17 protein-coding genes are annotated in these 14717 nt (G+C 71.5%); 6 read left to right on the forward strand and 11 right to left on the reverse strand.

Annotated elements, in window-relative coordinates; all coding sequences use genetic code 11:
* Positions 1 to 182: 182 nt before the first annotated feature.
* Positions 183 to 1226: an aminoglycoside phosphotransferase family protein gene (locus ACWGLC_RS09480; RefSeq protein ID WP_452099648.1), complete on the forward strand. Its 1044-nt coding sequence runs from the start codon at positions 183 to 185 to the stop codon at positions 1224 to 1226.
* A 128-nt stretch (positions 1227 to 1354) separates the two neighbouring features.
* Here ACWGLC_RS09480 and rlmB read toward each other — a convergent pair whose 3' ends face one another.
* The 5 genes from rlmB to ACWGLC_RS09505 all read right to left on the reverse strand — a co-directional run bounded on the left by rlmB (position 1355) and on the right by ACWGLC_RS09505 (position 5606).
* Entirely contained in the window at positions 1355 to 2323 is a 969-nt protein-coding gene (gene rlmB, locus ACWGLC_RS09485; protein WP_452099649.1) for a 23S rRNA (guanosine(2251)-2'-O)-methyltransferase RlmB, read from the reverse strand.
* A gap of 1 nt (position 2324) precedes the next feature.
* Positions 2325 to 3773 (reverse strand): cysteine--tRNA ligase, encoded by a 1449-nt coding sequence (cysS, locus tag ACWGLC_RS09490; protein WP_452099650.1) that lies wholly within the window; start codon positions 3771 to 3773, stop codon positions 2325 to 2327.
* 63 nt (positions 3774 to 3836) lie between these two features.
* Entirely contained in the window at positions 3837 to 4319 is a 483-nt protein-coding gene (gene ispF, locus ACWGLC_RS09495; RefSeq protein ID WP_452099651.1) for a 2-C-methyl-D-erythritol 2,4-cyclodiphosphate synthase, read from the reverse strand.
* A complete protein-coding gene (gene ispD / locus ACWGLC_RS09500) occupies positions 4316 to 5089 on the reverse strand; it encodes a 2-C-methyl-D-erythritol 4-phosphate cytidylyltransferase (protein ID WP_452099652.1) in 774 nt (257 codons plus the stop codon). Before ispD ends, ispF begins: the two co-directional genes overlap by 4 nt.
* A 16-nt stretch (positions 5090 to 5105) precedes the next feature.
* A complete protein-coding gene (locus ACWGLC_RS09505) occupies positions 5106 to 5606 on the reverse strand; it encodes a CarD family transcriptional regulator (RefSeq protein WP_452099653.1) in 501 nt (166 codons plus the stop codon).
* Positions 5607 to 5804: 198 nt separating this feature from the next.
* Between ACWGLC_RS09505 and ACWGLC_RS09510 the strand changes: the two genes are divergently transcribed.
* Together ACWGLC_RS09510 and disA are read left to right on the forward strand one after the other, a co-directional pair.
* On the forward strand, positions 5805 to 6377 hold the full coding sequence (locus ACWGLC_RS09510) for a hypothetical protein (RefSeq protein ID WP_452099654.1): 573 nt from the start codon (positions 5805 to 5807) through the stop codon (positions 6375 to 6377).
* Between the two features lie 10 nt (positions 6378 to 6387).
* Positions 6388 to 7503, forward strand: coding sequence for a DNA integrity scanning diadenylate cyclase DisA (gene disA / locus ACWGLC_RS09515; protein ID WP_452099712.1), 1116 nt, complete (start codon positions 6388 to 6390; stop codon positions 7501 to 7503).
* A 33-nt stretch (positions 7504 to 7536) separates the two neighbouring features.
* Here the strand turns inward: disA and ACWGLC_RS09520 are convergent, their stop codons facing one another.
* Complete coding sequence (locus ACWGLC_RS09520) at positions 7537 to 8202, reverse strand: hypothetical protein (RefSeq protein WP_230929933.1); 666 nt, start codon at positions 8200 to 8202, stop codon at positions 7537 to 7539.
* A 56-nt stretch (positions 8203 to 8258) separates the two neighbouring features.
* The gene (locus ACWGLC_RS09525; protein WP_452099655.1) at positions 8259 to 8912 is read right to left on the reverse strand and encodes a carbonic anhydrase; all 654 of its coding nucleotides are present in this window, start codon (positions 8910 to 8912) and stop codon (positions 8259 to 8261) included.
* 38 nt (positions 8913 to 8950) lie between these two features.
* On the opposite strand from ACWGLC_RS09525, the gene ACWGLC_RS09530 reads away from it, so the two are divergent.
* The 3 genes from ACWGLC_RS09530 to ACWGLC_RS09540 all read left to right on the forward strand — a co-directional run bounded on the left by ACWGLC_RS09530 (position 8951) and on the right by ACWGLC_RS09540 (position 10674).
* Positions 8951 to 9835, forward strand: coding sequence for an A/G-specific adenine glycosylase (locus ACWGLC_RS09530; RefSeq protein ID WP_452099656.1), 885 nt, complete (start codon positions 8951 to 8953; stop codon positions 9833 to 9835).
* Between the two features lie 92 nt (positions 9836 to 9927).
* Complete coding sequence (locus ACWGLC_RS09535) at positions 9928 to 10236, forward strand: antibiotic biosynthesis monooxygenase family protein (protein ID WP_452099657.1); 309 nt, start codon at positions 9928 to 9930, stop codon at positions 10234 to 10236.
* Positions 10237 to 10281: 45 nt separating this feature from the next.
* Positions 10282 to 10674 (forward strand): DedA family protein, encoded by a 393-nt coding sequence (locus tag ACWGLC_RS09540; protein WP_452099658.1) that lies wholly within the window; start codon positions 10282 to 10284, stop codon positions 10672 to 10674.
* Positions 10675 to 10694: 20 nt separating this feature from the next.
* Here ACWGLC_RS09540 and ACWGLC_RS09545 read toward each other — a convergent pair whose 3' ends face one another.
* Genes ACWGLC_RS09545 through ACWGLC_RS09560 form a run of 4 tightly spaced genes read right to left on the reverse strand, consistent with a single transcriptional unit; the run spans position 10695 to position 14696 of the window.
* On the reverse strand, positions 10695 to 11741 hold the full coding sequence (locus ACWGLC_RS09545) for an ABC transporter substrate-binding protein (protein WP_452099659.1): 1047 nt from the start codon (positions 11739 to 11741) through the stop codon (positions 10695 to 10697).
* Complete coding sequence (locus tag ACWGLC_RS09550; protein WP_452099660.1) at positions 11738 to 12469, reverse strand: ABC transporter ATP-binding protein; 732 nt, start codon at positions 12467 to 12469, stop codon at positions 11738 to 11740. The genes ACWGLC_RS09545 and ACWGLC_RS09550 overlap by 4 nt, the downstream gene beginning before the upstream one ends.
* A 30-nt stretch (positions 12470 to 12499) precedes the next feature.
* A complete protein-coding gene (locus ACWGLC_RS09555) occupies positions 12500 to 13414 on the reverse strand; it encodes an ABC transporter permease (RefSeq protein ID WP_452099662.1) in 915 nt (304 codons plus the stop codon).
* Between the two features lie 22 nt (positions 13415 to 13436).
* Positions 13437 to 14696: an LLM class flavin-dependent oxidoreductase gene (locus tag ACWGLC_RS09560; protein WP_452099663.1), complete on the reverse strand. Its 1260-nt coding sequence runs from the start codon at positions 14694 to 14696 to the stop codon at positions 13437 to 13439.
* Positions 14697 to 14717 lie beyond the last annotated feature (21 nt).

The following is a 14717-nucleotide window of genomic DNA, read 5'->3' on the forward strand; positions in this document are numbered from 1 at the left end:
GTGCCGCGCCCGCCTCACAGCACTCCACAGCGCCGCCGCCTTTCGTCGCGAAGAGCCTTTCGCCCACATCGCCCGAGAGGCACTGTGCGAAACCCTCTTCGCGACGCCGGGTCGGACCAGGTCAGCCCGCCATGCCGAGAGGAAGCACGGCGTCCGCGCTTGTCGCTACTAACGTCTGGACGATGATGGACACCGCCTCCGAGCCCGAGCCCGAGCCCGACGCTGGCGCCGGACCCGACGCCGACGACGCCGCGGCCGGCGCTGAAGCCGGGGCAGAACTCCACGCGATCCGCATGGCCTACCCGTCGCTGCACTGGGAGTCGGTCAGCCGCACCGACGAGGGCTGGGACCACGTGGTGATCCTCTGCCGCGGCTGCTCCGGCGAGGACGCCCTCGGGTACGCCGATCTGGTGTTCCGCTTCCCCTCCGACGAGCAGGCGCTCGCGCAGCTGCCCACCGAGATCGCGGTGCTCGAGCACCTGGCGCCCCGGATCGAGGCGGCGCTCCCCCGCTACACGCATGTGCCTGCGAGCGCGCGGCCGGACGAGGGCCTCATCCCGTTCGCCGGCTACCCGATGGTCCACGGGGAACGCCTCACCGCGGGCCTACTGCACAGCCTGCCCTTCACCGAGCAGACGAACATCGCCACGCAGCTGGGTTCTCTGCTGTCTGCGCTGCACATCCAGGACACCTCGGCGCCACCGATGGATCTGGTCGCGCCGTCGTACCAGCCCGAGAACCTGGACTTCGTGCGCGGGATCGTGGAGAACAACATGCCCGACGTGCTCACACCGGACGAGATGCGCACGGCCCGCGAGATCTGCGACGAGGTGGCCGGGCTGCAGTCCACCCTGCTGCCCCGGGTGTTTTTGCACTACGACATCTACGCCCGCCACCTGTACTGGCAGCGCGGCCGTGCTGGCGGAACCGAGGCCGAGGCCGGCTCACCAGGCCAGCTCGGCCTGATCGACTTCACCGATATGTGCATCGGAGACCCGGCCATCGACTTCGCGGAGCTGTACGAATACGGCCCGCGCTTCGTGGAGGACGTCCTGGCGCGCTACGTCGGTCGCGTGGATCCTGAGTTCCTCGATCGGGCGTGGACCTACCAGCGGCTGGCCGGTCTCTATATGCTCGCCGGCCACCTGTACTACGGCGAGGAGACGTGGGAGTACGCACGAGCGACCTTTGATCGCTGCCGGTCACCCCGCCGACCCCGCGCCTGACCGACCCCTCTACCGCGGCCGCCCCACCTTCGCCGATAGGTCACACCGCCTCACGAACTCCCAAGACCGCACGAGCAAAAACCCGGCTCTGCGACCACTCGACGCGTGGAGCGGGCCGGAAACCCTCGTCAGCCCTTGACGCGCCGCTGACGCGCGAACTCCGACAGCACCACGCCCGCCGCGACCGAGGCGTTGAGGCTCTCCACCTTCGAGGCGATCGGGATCGACAGGATGGAGTCGCAGTTCTCGCGTACCAGCCGGGACAGGCCCTTGCCCTCGGATCCCACCACAATGACCGTGGGGCCGGTGCCGTCGTAGTCGTCCAACGACACGTCGCCACCGGCGTCGAGCCCGACGAGCTGGGCGCCGGACTTGGCCCAGTCCAGCAGCGTGCGGTTGAGGTTGGTGGCGCGGGCGACGGGCAGGCGTGCCGCCGCGCCGGCCGAGGTCCGCCACGCCACCGCGGTGATGGAGGCACTGCGACGCTCGGGGATCAGGACGCCGTGGCCGCCGAACGCCGCGACCGAGCGGATGACGGCGCCGAGGTTCCGCGTGTCCGTGATGTTGTCGAGCGCCACCAGCAGCGCCGGCTGCGACGAGTGCATGGCGCTCTGGATGAGGTCGTTCGGGTCCGCGTACTCGTACGGCGGAACCTGCAGCCCGATCCCCTGATGCATGCCGTTGGACGTCATGCGGTCCAGATCGACGCGCGGCACCTCCAGGATCGAGATCCCGTTGTCGGCGGCGAAACGCACGGCCTCGGTGAGCCGCTCGTCGTTGTCCGCGCCCACGGCCACGAACAGCGCGGTCGCCGGGACCCCGGCCCGCAGGCACTCCACGACCGGGTTGCGGCCCACCACGAGCTCGGGCCCGTCGGCCTTCTTCTGGGCGTACTGGCGACGCTGCTGCGCGCCCTGCGCCTTGCGGTCCGCAGACTTCGCCCGGCGGTGGGCCGCGTGATAGGTCCGGTCCTCCGCCTTGGGGGTGGCGCCACGCGCCTCCAGTCCACGACGACGCTGGCCGCCGGAACCGACGACCTGCCCCTTCTTCGTGCCGCTCTTGCGGATCGCTCCGCGCCGGCTCGAGTTGCCCGCCATATCAGTCCTTCCGGTTGGCGAGCGACCACTTCTGGCCGTCCGCAGTGTCGGCCACGTCGATGCCCGCCGCGACCAGCCGGTCACGAATGGCGTCCGAGGTGGCGAAGTCCTTGTCCGCCCGAGCCTGCTGCCGTGCGGCCAACTCGGCCTGTACGAGAAGATCCAGCGCGACGGCCGTGTCGTCGTCGCCCCCACCGGCGGCAACCCACCGGGCGTCGAGTGGATCCACGCCCAGCACACCTGCCATCGCCCGCACGGACGAGGCGGCGGCCAACGCCGCCTCCATGTCGCCGGCCGCCAGCGCGGTGTTGCCCGCCCGGACCTGCCCGTGGATCTCGGCCAGCGCGGCCGGCACCCCCAGGTCGTCGTTCATCGCGGCGGCGAACCCCTCGGTCCACGTCCCGACGGGCACCGCGGCATCCGGGGCGACGGACGGCCCCGCGTCCGAACTGACGGCCTCGACCACCCGCCCTACGAACGCCTCGATGCGCCGGTAGCCGGCCGCCGCCTCCTGCAGGGCCTCGGGCGAGTACTCGAGCATCGAGCGGTAGTGGGCGCTGCCCAGGTAGTAGCGCAGCTCGACCGGCCGGACGTGCTCGAGGATGTTGGGCACGCTGAGCACGTTGCCCAGCGACTTGCTCATCTTCTCGCCGGCCATGGTGACCCAGCCGTTGTGCAGCCAGTACCGCGCGAAGCCGTCACCGGCGGCGTGGGACTGTGCGGCCTCGTTCTCGTGGTGCGGGAACTGCAGGTCCAGGCCGCCGCCGTGGATGTCGAAGGTGCCGCCGAGGTACCAGGTGGCCATGGCCGAGCACTCGAGGTGCCAGCCGGGCCGGCCGTCGCCCCACGGGGTGGGCCAGCTGGGCTCGCCGTCCTTGGCCGCCTTCCACAGGGCGAAATCGCGCGGGTCGCGCTTACCGCGCAGGTCCGCGGACTCCCCCTGGTCCACCTCGTCGAGCTTGTGTCCGGACAGGTGCCCGTAGTCGCCCTCCGGCGCGGCCGACCAGGCGGCCACGTCGAAGTAGACCGACCCCTCGGCCGGGTACGCGTAGCCGCGCTCGATGAGCCGCTCCATGTACTCGATCATCTGGGTCATGTGCCCGGTCGCCCGCGGCTCGGTCGACGGCGGCAGCACGCCCAGCGCGTCGTAGGCGCGGGTGAACTCGCGCTCGTGCGTGGCGGCCCATTCCCACCAGGGGCGACCGTTCTCGGCCGCCTTGGTCAGGATCTTGTCGTCGATGTCGGTGACATTGCGCACGAACGCCACGTCATAGCCCGCGGCCAGCAGCCAGCGACGGAGGATGTCGAACGCGACGCCGGAGCGCACGTGCCCGATGTGCGGGGCGGACTGCGGGGTGGCTCCACAGAGGTAGACAGACGCGTGCCCTTCCCGGACGGGGGCGAACTCCCTCAGGGAGCGGGTGGCGGTGTCATACAGATGGAGTGTCACGGTGGCCGAGTCTACCGGTGGCCGCGCCGTACGCCCGCGTCGTCGCGCGGGGTGTGGGGTAGTTCAGGCCCGGTAGACCAGCGCGGTGGCCACGGCGGAGACGCCCTCGCCGCGGCCGGTGTACCCCATGCCGTCGGTCGTGGTGGCCGAGACGGACACCGGCGCCCCGATGATCTCCGACAGCCGCTCCTCGGCCTCGACCCGCCGCGGCCCCATCTTGGGCCGGTTGCCGACCATCTGCACGGCCCCGTTGCCGATCGCCCAGCCGTGCCTGCCGAGTTCCCGAACGGCCTCGCGAAGGAGCTGCTCCCCGGAGACGTCGTCGTACTCGGGCCTCCCGGTCCCGACCAGGGTGCCGAGGTCGCCGAGTCCCGCGGCGGACAGCAGGGCGTCGACGAGCGAGTGCGCCACGACGTCGCCGTCCGAGTGGCCCTCGCACCCGTGGTCGTCGGGAAAGTGCAGGCAGGCCATCATGCAGGGCTTGCCCGGCTCGACGCGGTGGGCGTCGGTGCCGATCCCCACGCGGGGGATGACGGGTCCGGTCACGGGTCCTCCTGGGACTGTGCGGTCGGTCGGGACCGCAGGTGGAATTCGGCGAGCGCGCGGTCGTCCGCGGTGGTGATCTTGAACGCGAGCGCCGCACCCCGGACGGTGGCGACGCGCCGGCCGAGCCGCTCGACCAACCCCGCGTCGTCGGTGGCCACGTCCCCGGCCGCGTCGTAGGCGACGAGGAGCACGTCGGGCGCGAAGCCCTGCGGGGTCTGGACGGCGCGCAGCGCGGAGCGGTCGGGGGTGCCCACGACGTGGCCCGCGGCGTCGACCTGTTTGACGGTGTCGACGACCGGGAGGACGGGCACCACCGCGGCCTCGCCTGCGCGCACCGCCTCGACCACGCGCCGGATCGACCCGGCGGGGGTGAGGCACCGCGCCGCGTCGTGGACGAGCAGGACGTCGTAGACCGCCGCGCCGGTCGCCGCGTCGTGGGCGGTGGTCAGGGCCGCGAGGCCGTTACGCACCGAGTCGGTGCGCTCGGCTCCGCCCGTGGTGACGACGACGACGTGGCGGCCCACCCGCAGCGGAGCCAGCAGTGACTCCGCCTCCTCCACGCGATCGTCCGGCACCACGGCCACCACATCGTCCACGACGCCCGAGTCGAGCAGCCCTGCCACGGACCGTTCGAGCATGGTCCGGCCCCCGAGCTCGACGAAGGCCTTGGGGATGCCGGCGCCGAGACGGACGCCGGATCCGGCGGCGGGGACGACCGCGGCCACCCTGCTCGTAGGGGCGGGGTGGCCGGTCGATTCGTGGTGCGTCACCTGGTGGTGTGCCGCATTACGCGGACGCGGGCGCTGCTGAGCCCAGCACCTCTTCGAGGAGCGCGTCCGCGCGATCCTCGTCCGCGCGCTCGGCGAGCGCGAGCTCACCGACGAGCACCTGGCGGGCCTTGGCCAGCATGCGCTTCTCGCCCGCGGACAGTCCACGGTCGAGATCGCGGCGCCAGAGGTCACGTACGACCTCGGCGACCTTGTTCACATCGCCCGAGGCGAGCTTCTCGCCGTTCGCCTTGTAGCGGCGGGACCAGTTGGTGGGCTCCTCCGCGTGCTCGGTGCGCAGGACCTCGAAGACCTTGTCGAGGCCCGCCTGGTCCACCACGTCGCGCACTCCGACGTACTCGGCGTTCTCGGCCGGGACCTTGACCGTGAGATCGCCCTGCGAAACCTTGAGGACGAGGTATTCCTTCTCGGTGCCCTTGACCGTCCGCATCTCGATCGCCTGAATGGTCGCGGCGCCGTGATGCGGGTAGACGACGGTGTCGCCGACCTTGAACTCCATGAGTGGCTTTCCCCTTTCGACTGACCTATGTTAGCACGCCCTCAGCCTCGGTGTTTTCCGTTTGCGCAGGTCAGCACCGTGCCGGACCTGTCCAGGCATTCCGGCGCCCCCGGGGGGGCCACTCCGGCACCGATGGCGCGGGGCCGTGGACTACGATGAGACCGGCCTGAGAGACGACCATTCCCCGAGGAGCCTGACGTGACTTCACCGAACACCGGCCTGCGCCGCACCGCGCTCGTAGTCCTGGCCGTGGGCGCCGCCCTCGGGGCGTCGGCCTGCGGATCCGGCCAGGTGTCGCAGACCGCCAACCAGGTCGCCGCGGTCGACGGCGGCCGTGGCTCGGCCGGCGATCTGTCCGTGAACGACTTCCAGGTGCTCATCCCGCAGGACGGCGGCGAGGCCCGTGTCGGCTTCGCGGCCTCGTACACCGGCTACGGCATGGAGGACCCGATCGGCATCGAGTCGGCCGAGGTCGACGGCATGCCGGTACAGCTCGGCGACACCCGGCCGATGGAGCGTGGCTGCTCGATCGTCTTCGACGCCAGCCCGGACGCGGCGCCCATGCCGCCAGCCGCCGACGTCTGCCTCGAGCACGCCACGGCGATGCTGCCCGGAGGCGAGGAGCTGCACATCGGCACCTCGGTCCCCGCCACCGTCTCCTTCAGCAACGGCGAGCGGATCGAGCTGGACGCGGCCGTGATGGCCGAGCACCTCGAGATCGGCGAGTACACCCGCCCGGCCGAGACCGCCGCCCCGTCCGAGGGGCACTGAGACGTCCGCCCTGTCCGCCCGCTCGGCTGACGGCTCGCCCGTCGACGCCGAGGTCCGCGGCGTTCTCCGCCGCCTCGCCCCGGGCACGCCGCTGCGCGACGCGCTCGACCGGATCCGGCGTAGCGGAACCGGCGGCCTCGTCGTACTCGGGGACGATCCCGCGGTCCAGTCCATCTGTGACGGCGGGGTCGATCTCGACGTCCCGTTCACCCCGGCCCGCCTGCGCGAGCTGAGCAAGATGGACGGCGCCGTGGTCCTGTCCACGGACGGCACGAGGATCACCCGCGCCAACGTCCATCTGGTGCCCGATCCCTCGCTGCCCGCAGTGGAGACGGGCACCCGTCACCGCGCCGCGGAGCGGACCGCCCGGCACACCGGTGTCCCCGCGGTCGCCGTGTCGGCATCCATGACCACGGTGACCGTGTACGCCGCAGGGCAGGCCCGCGTGTTGGCCGATCCCGTCGTGCTGCTCGCCCGCGCCGACCAGACCGTCGCCACGATGGAGCGTCACGGCGCCCGCACCGCCCGCGCCCGGGCCCGACTCGATCGCGCGGAGATCGGCGGGTACGCGGCCGTGCGTGACGTGATCACCATGGCCCAGCGCCTGCTTCGCCTGGAGCGACTGGGGACCGAGCTCGCCGAGCTGACCGTCGAGATGGGCGAGTACGGGCGTCAGACCACACTGCAGCTCGAGGAGCTGCTCTCGGACACCCCGGATGAGCTCTGGGGCCTCGTCGCCGACTACCTGGTGGTGGACCAGACCGGCATGGATCCCGCCGATGCGGATTCCCCGGCCCTGCCCACTGCCGAGCAGGTCGAGACGGGCCTGGAGCGGCTCACCGTGCTCTCCGACGCGGATCTGCTGCTACCCGGCCCCGTCGCGCGCTGCCTCGGGCTACCGGCCGAGCCCGAGGACCTGGACGACCAGGTCTCGGCGCGCGGCTACCGGATGCTCGCCCATATCCCCCGGCTGCGGCCGGTGCAGATCGCGGCACTCGTGGAGCGGTTCGGCTCGGTGACGGCGCTGCTGGCGGCCGAGCAGGCGGACTTCGCCGATGTCGAGGGCGTCGGCTCCCTGTGGGCGCGGCACGTCCGGCAGCGGCTCACCGGCCTCGTCACCGGCTGACCGACGTCAGACGCGAGCGTCAGGTCTCAGACGTCAGGCCTCGGGCGCGTCGACCACGTTGAACGTCGCGGCCGGGCTGAAGACGTTCCCGACCAGCGCGTACACCTGGTAGGAACCCACCTCGACCGGCGTGCGGTCGGACTCGGCACAGGCGCCCTCGGCGGAACGGCGGCCCGACCAGTCGATCTGGCGCGGCTCCGGCTCGTTCGGGCGCAGTTCGACCTCGTCCTCGTCGCGGGGCGTCGTGCAGTCGATGCTGGACCAGACCTTGGTGTTGTCGTCGAGCCGATAGACCTCGAACGAGAGCGGCGCCTCGGACAGGTCGCGGTCGCACGTCGTCTCGGACGTGTTGAGGACGTTGACGAAAAAGCGGACCTCCTCGCCGACCGGCACGTTCGGCCCGGCGGGCCACACGTCCAGGCGCAGGTCCTCGTCAGCGCAACGACCGCGGGACGCGCCGCCGTCGTCGGGCTTGTCGCTCTCGGTGGGCTCGGTGGTCGAGGTCTCGGTGGTCTCTGCGGCCTCCGACGTATCCGGGTCCCCGCCGTCGGCCGTCGCCTGGGTGTCCGTCCCGGTGTCGCGGGAGGCCAGGAAGAGCGCCACCACCACCGCCAGGACGACGACGACCGCGACGACGACCGCCGCGACACGACGGCGGACATAGACTTCGCGCGGTAGGGGGCCCTGAGGTTCTTGCACGAGCCCAACTCTAGATCCGAGCCCGCGCCCACCCGACCTGCGGCGCGGCGTGTCCCTCAGACCGCGACCATCTCCTCGCCGGGACCGTGCGGGACGTCCTCGACGTCGCCGATCACGCTGCGCAGATACGCTCGCCCGTCGTTGAGCTTGTACGTCACGCCCACGATCGCGAGCTTGCCGGCGGCCACCCGCTCCGAGATGATCTTGGACCGCTGCTCCAGCAGCTCACCGGTCTCCAGAATGTGCCGCGCCTCGAGGTCGTCGGTCGTCGTGAGGCCCTCGCGACGGCCGTTGAGGATCGACGGGGAGACCTTCTCGACCACGTCCCGCAGGAACCCTGGCGGGATCTCGCCGGTCTTGAGCGCCTCGACCGCCGCGGCCACGCCGCCGCAGCTGTCGTGCCCCAGCACCACGATCAGCGGCGTCTCCAGCAGGTGCACGGCGTACTCGATCGACCCCAGGACCGCGGTGTCGATGATGTGGCCCGCCGTGCGGATGACGAACATATCGCCCAGCCCCTGGTCGAAGATGATCTCTGCCGCCACCCGCGAGTCCGAACAGCCGAACAACACGGCCTTGGGTTGCTGCGCGGCGACCAGGTCCTCACGCCGCTGGGTATTCTGGCTGGGATGACGCATCTCGCCGTTGACGAATCGATGATTGCCGTCGCGGAGCGAGGCCCAGGCGCTGATCGGGTTGGTATGAGGCATGGCTCATATTGTGCACTCGCTTCCCAGAAGGACCCTCAGTGACCTCCACCGCAGCCCACGACATCGACACCCCTGCCCTGATCTCCTGGTTCTCCGGCGCCGGCCGCGCCCTGCCGTGGCGCGAGGACGGCGTGAGCGCCTGGGAGATCCTGCTGTGTGAGGTGATGAGTCAACAGACGCCCGTCGCCCGGGTGGAGCCGGTCTGGCGCGACTGGCTGGCGCGGTGGCCGGGCCCGGCCGAACTCGCCGCCGCCGCCCCCGCGGACGTGATCCGCATGTGGGGCAAACTCGGCTATCCGCGCCGTGCGTTGCGACTGCGGGAGTGCGCTGTCGTCGTCGTCGACACATTCGGGGGCGAGGTTCCCACCGACGTCGACGACCTGCTCTCCCTGCCGGGCGTCGGCGACTACACGGCGCGCGCCGTCGCCTGCTTCGCGCACGGCCAGGCCGTCCCCGTGGTGGACACCAACGTGCGGCGCGTCGTGGCGCGCGCCGTCAACGGGCTCGCCGAGGCGGGCCCGCCGTCGAACCGTCGCGACCTCGCCGCCGTCGAGTCGTTGTTGCCCGCGCGGCGTGAGGACGCCGTGGCCTTCTCCGTCGCGGTCATGGAACTGGGCGCCCTCGTGTGCACCGCCCGCTCCCCCGACTGCGACGCCTGCCCGCTCGCCTCCTCGTGCGCGTGGGTGGCCGCCGGGAAGCCCGCCTGGGACGGGCCCAGGCGGAAGGCCCAGACGTACGCCGGGACCGACCGTCAGGTCCGCGGCATGCTGCTCGACGTACTGCGCGACGGCGACGGCACCGCGACCGCCGCGCGGCTCGACCTGGTGTGGCCGGACGAGGTGCAACGTGCGCGGGCGTTGGCCTCGCTTGTCGACGACGGGCTCGTGGTGCGGGTCGAGGGCCGCTACTCACTACCGACCTGAGGCGCCGCCCGCGATACGACCACGACGAGATCACACGTCGCGGTCAGGCCACCGCCTACGGCTCGTCCGCCGGTAAGCGTAGGCTGCCCTACATGACCGTCGTGAAGATCAATGCCCTCAACGTCCCGCCGCAGGCCGGTGCCGAGCTCGAGCGCCGGTTCTCCGAGCGCGCGCACACCGTCGAGAACTCCCCGGGCTTCCTCGGGTTCCAGCTGCTGCGCCCGACCGGCGGGGAGACCCGCTACTTCGTGGTGACGACGTGGGAGGACGACGCGTCGTTCGAGGCGTGGCGCGACGGCGACGCCCGCGCGGCCCACGCAGGTCAGCACGGCAAGCCTGTCGCCGACGGCGCGAACCTGCTGGAGTTCGACGTGGTCATGAACGTCAAGCCCGCCGGCTGACCAGACCTGACGTGACCTGACCGCACCCCGCCCCGCTACCCTCCCATGGACCGGATCGCCGAACTGCCGTTCGCCCTGGCCTTCGGCACCCTGTTCCTGATCGTGATGTTGCGGGCCAACGCCACCTATTGGCTGGGCCGGGGCGCGCTGAGCGGGGGTCGGCTCAGCGACAGGCTCGCCCGTCGCCTCGACGGGCCGACCATGAAGCGCGCCCAGCGGCTCTCCGCTCGCTACGGCGTGGTCGCGGTGCCACTGTCGTTCCTGACGGTCGGCATCCAGACAGCGATCAATTTCAGCGCCGGATTCACCGTCATGCCGCTACGCCGCTACCTGCCGGCCGTGACCGTGGGGTGTGTGCTCTGGGCGCTGCTCTACTCCACCGTCGGCATGGTCGGCTGGGCGGCGATCGCGACCCTCTGGGACCGGGTCGCCGCCTGACCTGGTCAGCCCGGCTCAGTTCAGGGCAGTGGGCCCACCACGGGCGCCAGGTCGTCGGCAAAGCGGTCGTCCGCCAACTCGGACACGTCCACAGCGTCGATCTGCCCGTCCTCGCTGAACGCGTCGGCCAGTTCCTGTTCGCTGGCGATCGTGTCCGCCAGCGCGACCGGCACCCGGCTACTTCGGCCCTGCGAGAGTTCGGCCGCCTCCGGTGAGATGCCCACGGCGTCTCCGTAGTAGTCCGCCCACCCGGCCGGATCCTCCGCCGCCCACGTCCCGGCCTCGGCGATCCGGACCAGCAGGTCGGCGATCGCGGTCTGCCGGCGCGGGTCCGCCAGGGCCTCGTTAGACGCCACGCCGAACCCGAACCCGTTGGTCGTCCCGGCCGCGGTGGTGAGGGTGCGGGCATCAGAGGTGGTCTGGGTGATGGCGGTGTACGGGTCCCAGATGGCCCACGCGTCGCCGTCGCCGCGGGAAAACGCCGACCCCGCTTCGGCGGGCTGGAGGTACACCAGCTCCACGTCCTCCGGGTCGACCCCGGCCTTACGGAGCTGCAGCAGCAGGTGGCCGTGGGCGGAGGTGCCCTTGGCCACCAACACCTTCCGGCCGACCAGGTCCGCCACGGACTGCACGTCCGAGTCGGCCGGGACGAGGATCTGGTCGCCCTCCCCGTCGTTGGCGTAGGCGGACACGACGGACGCGCGCGCCCCGGCCGCGGCCCCGAACACGGGCGGGGTGTTCCCGGTGACAGCCACGTCGATCTGCCCGGCGTTGAGCGCCTCGATCTGCGGCGGTCCGGAGGTGAAGGTGGAGAACTCCACCCGGTACGGCAGGTCGTCGAGCTGCCCTGACGCGGTCAGCAGCGCCTCCGTGCCACCCTTCTGGTCCCCCACCCGCAGCACGAGGTCGGACAGCTCCGCCGGGTCCACCCGGTCCGGGACGGGCGCCTGGGCCTGCGATTCCCGGCTGGCGCACCCCGCGCCAGCGATCATCACGACCGCCGCCAGCGTGAGGAGTGCGATCAGTATCGAGTGTCGCCTACGGATGTCGGAAACGGTGGTGGTCATATCGAATAGTCCTCGTCTGAGTGGTCGACGCCCAGGGCGTCGAGAAGTGATCGTCGGTGGTGACCGATGCGCCCGCCGTCGCGGGGCCGGTCGATCGTCTCGGTGTGCGCCACGGCGCCGTGCTCCAGCACGAGTACCCTGTCGGCCAGCGCGATCGCCTCGTCGATGTCGTGCGTGACCAGCAGGATCCCCAATCCGTGGTGACGCCACAGCCGCAGTAGCAGGTCGTGCATGGTGCGCCGCGTGAGTGCGTCGAGTGCGCCGAAGGGTTCGTCGAGCAACAGCAGAGAGGGCTCGGCGACGAGAGCGCGGGCCAGCGACGTGCGCTGGGCCTGCCCGCCGGACAGCTCGCCCGGGTACGCGTCCTCCCGGCCGGCCAGCCCCACCTCGTCGAGCATCTGCGATACCCGGGCGGACTTCTCGGCGCGCCCCACGTCGACCCGGTTGAGCCCGTGGCGCACGTTGGCGGCGACGGTGCGCCACGGCAGCAGGCGGGCGTCCTGGAACACCACGGCGGGAGCCCCGTCGATGTGGGCGGTGCCGCCGTGGTCGTGGTCGAGCCCGGCCAGGATCCGCAACGCGGTCGACTTACCGCTCCCGCTGTGGCCCAGGAGCGCGACGATCTGCCCGCGCGGGATCTCCAGGTCGAGCCCGTCGAGAACGGTGGTGCCGTCGAACTGCCGGGTGACATCGTGCAGGGCCCCGGCCGGGGTGAGAGTAGTGGGCATGGATGTCCTCCAGGGAAGTGTGGGCGGTCGTCAGCGGTAGTGCCGCAACGCCCGGGCCTCGGCGGCACGGACGAGGGCGTCGGTGGCGATCCCCAGCAGGGCGTACACGACCAGACCCACGATGATCACGTCGATCCGGAAGAAGTCGCGGGCGTTCATGATGAGGTATCCCAGGCCGGTGGTGGCGTTGAGCTGCTCGGCCACGATGAGCGTGAGCCAGGCAATCGCCAGCGACTGCCGTACGCCCACCAGCACCTGCGGCGCGATGGACGGCAGGATCACCTCGGTCAGCCGCTGTCGTTGTGACAGGCCGAACACGGTGGCCATATCGAGTAGCTTCGGGTCGACCTGGCGCAGCCCCGAGGCGGTGTTGAGGTAGATGGGGAACACCACACCCAGCGCGATGAGCAGCACCTTGGGCGCCTCACCGATACCGAACCACAGGATGAACAGCGGGATCAGTCCCAGGTGGGGCAGTGCTCGGAGCATCTGCAGTGGTGGGTCGAGTATCGCGTCCGCGTACCGGGACGTGCCCACCAGGACTCCCAGCACGAGTCCCGCGACCGCTCCCAGGGTGAAGCCCTGCAGGACACGGAGACTCGACACGGCCAGGGCGTCCACGATCTCACCGGAGGCCAGGAGTTCGACCGCGGATTCGGCGATGAGCTGGGGCGCCGGCAACGTCCGTTCAGGCAGCACCCCGGTGGCCGCGGCCACCTGCCAGATCACGATCAGGACGAGCGGGCTGAGCCACCGCAGCCAGCTGAGACCGCGGCGTCGTTGTCGTCGTCGTGGTCTTCTCCCGGCGCCGCGCGGCGCGGGCCCGTTCGTGGCCGGGCCCGGCCGAGTGCCAGTGGGTGTGGTCGCGGGCGTTGCCGCGCCCGGGGCGTCGAGCGGGGCGGGTGGCGGTGCCGCGGCGGGGTGTGAACGTACGGTTGTGGTCACGATCAGTCTCCTCTCCAGTGCATCAGCCGCCGACACGGGCGGGCTCTCGGGTGTGCGCGACCGGGCGGGCCGACGCGGTGGCCGGGGCCGCACTGTCGGCGCCGGGTTCGGCGAACGGCACGGCGCCGGGGTGCTGGCCGGAGCCGACAGCGGCGTGCGGCGAAGTCCACAGGCCGCGCCGCGCGAGAACCGGGAGCACCCCCTCGCCGAAGGTGAAGGCCTCCTCCAGGTGCGGGTACCCGGAGAACACGAAGTGGCTCAGACCCAGCTCGGCGTACTCGGCGATCCGGTCGGCCACCTCCTCGTGCGATCCCACGAGCGCCGTGCCCGCGCCTCCGCGGACCAGGCCCACGCCGGCCCAGAGGTTCGGCGCGATCTCCAGCGAGTCGGCCCGGCCCCCGTGGAGGTCGAGCATCCGGCGCTGCCCCTCCGATTCACTGGCCCCCAGGGACGCCTGCACGCGCTCGACGTCTGCCGGGTCGATCCCCCGCAGGAGTCGCTCGGCCTCGGCCCACGCCTGCTCCGAGGTGTCGCGGGAGATCACGTGGAGCCGGATGCCGAAGGACGGCTTCCGCCCGTTCGCGGCGGCGGCCACCCGGACGCGGTCGAGTTTCTCCGCGACGGCGGCCGGGGGCTCGCCCCAGGTCAGGTAGGTGTCCGCGTGGCGAGCTGCCACGCGGATCCCGGCCGCGGAGGAACCGCCGAAGAAGATCGACGGCGCGGAGTCGGGGCGGCGCCCCAGGACGGAGTCGACGACGGCGAGGTGGTCACCCGTGAAGGACAGCGGCTCCGGCGAGGACCACAGCCCGCGCACGATCTCCAGGAACTCGTCCGCCCGGGCGTAGCGGCCCTCCTTGTCGAGGAAGTCCCCGTAGCCGCGCTGCTCACGGGACTCTCCGCCGGTGACCACGTTGAGCAGCAGCCGGCCGTGGGTCTGCCGCTGGAAGGTCGTGGCCATCTGCGCGGCGAGGGTGGGGCTCATCAGACCGGGCCGCAACGCCACGAGGAATTTGATGCGCTCGCTGGACTCGGCGAGCAACGCCGTGGTCAGAAATGCGTCTTCGCACCACGCGCCGGTGGGCGTGAGTAGCGACTCGAACCCGTTGTGTTCGGCCGCGGCCACGATCTGCCGCAGGTACGGCAGGGTGGCGGGCCGGTCGCCCGACATGAACGTGCCGTGGCCTCCGGCCACGAGGTTTCGCGAATCGCCGTACGTGGGCAGGAACCAGTGAAAGCGCAGTTCCTCGTTCGCGGTGGCGGGTTCGATCGGACGGGTGGTCACGGATGGCTCCTCAGGGTCGGG

This window comes from Dietzia sp. NPDC055877 (genome assembly GCF_053615975.1).

Excerpts from the sequence above, each read along its gene's own strand:
- ACWGLC_RS09480 (WP_452099648.1), top strand. The coding sequence starts at position 183 with ATGATGGACACCGCCTCCGAGCCCGAGCCCGAGCCCGACGCTGGCGCC.
- ACWGLC_RS09550 (WP_452099660.1), bottom strand. The coding sequence starts at position 12,469 with ATGCCCACTACTCTCACCCCGGCCGGGGCCCTGCACGATGTCACCCGG.
- ACWGLC_RS09535 (WP_452099657.1), top strand. The coding sequence starts at position 9,928 with ATGACCGTCGTGAAGATCAATGCCCTCAACGTCCCGCCGCAGGCCGGT.
- ACWGLC_RS09505 (WP_452099653.1), bottom strand. The coding sequence starts at position 5,606 with ATGGAGTTCAAGGTCGGCGACACCGTCGTCTACCCGCATCACGGCGCC.
- ACWGLC_RS09545 (WP_452099659.1), bottom strand. The coding sequence starts at position 11,741 with ATGACCACCACCGTTTCCGACATCCGTAGGCGACACTCGATACTGATC.
- rlmB (WP_452099649.1), bottom strand. The coding sequence starts at position 2,323 with ATGGCGGGCAACTCGAGCCGGCGCGGAGCGATCCGCAAGAGCGGCACG.
- ACWGLC_RS09525 (WP_452099655.1), bottom strand. The coding sequence starts at position 8,912 with ATGCCTCATACCAACCCGATCAGCGCCTGGGCCTCGCTCCGCGACGGC.
- ACWGLC_RS09540 (WP_452099658.1), top strand. The coding sequence starts at position 10,282 with ATGGACCGGATCGCCGAACTGCCGTTCGCCCTGGCCTTCGGCACCCTG.